This window comes from Streptomyces capoamus (assembly GCF_014654935.1).
Classification (GTDB): Bacteria; Actinomycetota; Actinomycetes; order Streptomycetales; family Streptomycetaceae; genus Streptomyces; species Streptomyces capoamus.
In genome coordinates, this window is record NZ_BNBF01000010.1 from 154,749 (window position 1) to 157,156 (window position 2,408).

The 2,408-nt window shown below is 70.8% G+C and carries 2 protein-coding genes; both read left to right on the forward strand.

Annotation, left to right across the window (positions count from 1 at the left end; translation table 11 throughout):
- On the forward strand, positions 1-666 hold a 666-nt coding region (locus IE312_RS40655; RefSeq protein WP_229900008.1), incomplete at its 5' end, for a DUF445 domain-containing protein.
- A gap of 60 nt (positions 667-726) precedes the next feature.
- Positions 727-2,286 carry an MFS transporter gene (locus IE312_RS17950; RefSeq protein ID WP_189982955.1) on the forward strand — a complete coding sequence of 520 codons (1,560 nt, stop codon included), beginning with the start codon at positions 727-729 and terminating at the stop codon, positions 2,284-2,286.
- Positions 2,287-2,408 lie beyond the last annotated feature (122 nt).

Here is a 2,408-nt window from a genome sequence, read left to right on the forward strand (position 1 = left end):
GTGGCCCGTGCGCACGACTGGCTGGTGCTGCACCGGGACGACGTGATGGTGGCGGTGGAGGGCGGCGCGCCCGGCTGGACGCCGCGGTTCGTGGACCGGAAGGTGGGTGAGCGGGTCTACAAGGAGCTGTTGCGGTTCGTCACCGAGATGCGGGACATGCCCTCGCATCCGGCGCGTGGCGCGCTCGACCGCTTCCTCACCGACTTCGCCTCCGATCTGCAGTCCGACACGGACACCCGGGCGCGGGTGGAGCGGCTCAAGGGTGAGGTGCTGGGGCGTGGCGAGGTGCAGGACCTGATCGCGTCGGTGTGGACGGCCGTACGGTCGATGATCGTGACGGCGGCCGAGGACGAGCGCAGTGAGCTGCGGACGCGGGTGCGGGCGGCGCTGTTGTCGCTGGGCTCGCGGATGGCGACCGAGCCGAAGGTGCAGAACAAGGTGGACTCGTGGGTGGAGGGGGCGGCGGTGCACGTCGTGACGACGTACCGCGCGGAGATCACCTCGTTGATCACGGACACGGTGGCCGGCTGGGACGCGGAGCACACCACCCGGAAGATCGAGGCGCACATCGGGCGTGACCTGCAGTTCATTCGGATCAACGGCACGGTGGTGGGCTCCCTGGCGGGCTTGGTGATCTACGCGGTGTCGCGGGGGCTGGGGGCCTGAGCGGAGTGTTCCGGTGCGCTGCGGGCACCCGGTATCCCGCCTCGACGTGGAGGGAGCCCCATGAGCGCAGCAGCCGAAGCGCCGTCGCCGGAGACCGGCCGGACCATCACCACGAACATCCCCGCCCGACTCGACCGTCTGCCGTGGTCCCGCTGGCACTGGACGATCGTGATCGGTCTGGGCACCGTGTGGATCCTCGACGGCCTGGAGGTCACGGTCGTCGGCAACATCGCCAGCCGGCTGTCGGAGCCCGGCAGCGGCCTGTCCATCTCCTCCGGGCAGGTCACCGGCGTGGCCGCCGCCCTCTATGTGGCGGGCGCCTGCCTGGGTGCCCTGTTCTGGGGGCGGCTGACCGACCGTTTCGGCCGGAAGAACCTCTTCATGATCACCCTGGCGGTGTACCTCGCGGCGACGGCGCTGACGGCGGTGTCCTGGGAGGCCTGGTGGTTCTTCCTGTTCCGCTTCCTGACCGGTTTCGGTATCGGCGGTGAGTACGCGGCGATCAACTCCGCGATCGACGAGCTGATCCCGGCGAACTACCGCGGCCGGGTCGACCTGGTCATCAACGGCAGCTTCTGGCTCGGCGCGGTCGGCGGTTCGCTGCTGTCGATCGTCGCCCTGAACACCGACCTGCTGGCCGCGAACGTCGGCTGGCGCCTGACCTTCGCGCTGGGCACCGTGCTCGCCCTGGTCATCCTGCTGGTACGACGGCACGTCCCGGAGAGCCCCCGGTGGCTGCTGATCCACGGCAGGGACCAGGAGGCGGAGGAGATCGTCTCCGACATCGAGCGCCGGGTGGAGGAGCAGCGGGGCGAGCGGCTCCCCGAGCCGGAGGGCGAGCTGGAGATCCAGCAGCGCAAGAACGTGACGTTCCTGGAGATCGCCCGTACGGTCTTCGGCCAGTACCGCAAGCGGGCGGTGCTCGGCTTCTCCCTCTTCATCGGGCAGGCGTTCCTCTACAACGCGATCACCTTCGGCTTCGGCGCCATCCTGACGAAGTTCTACGACGTGCCCGCCGACCGCACCGGCTACTACTTCGCGGTGATCGCGGTCGGCAACTTCTGCGGCCCGCTGCTGCTGGGCAAGCTGTTCGACACCGTCGGGCGCCGTGTGATGATCTCGTCCACGTACCTGCTCTCGGGCCTGCTGCTGTTCGGCACGGCGTGGCTGTTCGACCGCGGGTCGCTGAGCGCGACCACCCTGACGGCCTGCTGGTGCGCGGTGCTGTTCTTCGCCTCGGCGGGCGCCTCCAGCGCCTACCTGACGGTGTCGGAGATCTTCCCGATGGAGACGCGGGCGATGTCCATCGCCTTCTTCTACGCCCTCGGCACCGCCGCCGGCGGTATCAGCGGCCCCCTGCTCTTCGCCGACCTCACCGGCACCGGCCGGGTCGGCGACACGGTGCTGGCCTTCTCCATCGGCGCGGCGCTGATGTGCGCGGCCGGTCTGGTCGCCGTGTTCCTGGCGGTCAAGGCCGAACGCCGCTCCCTTGAGGACGTCGCCCGCCCGCTGACGGCGGTGGCGGGCCGGGCGAAGGCGGCGGCGAAGGGCGCGCGGCCGGGTTCCCGGGGTTCGCAGGGGCACGGTCCGACGGCACCGCCGGCGGCGAGCAGGCCGTGACGGGCGCGGTGTCCGTCGGCACCGACGGTGCCGCTCCGCCACCAGCGCCCGACGGCACCGTCAGGCGCCGGTGGTGGAGCCCGGCCGGACGATCATCAGGACCGTCACGCTGGCCCACAGCA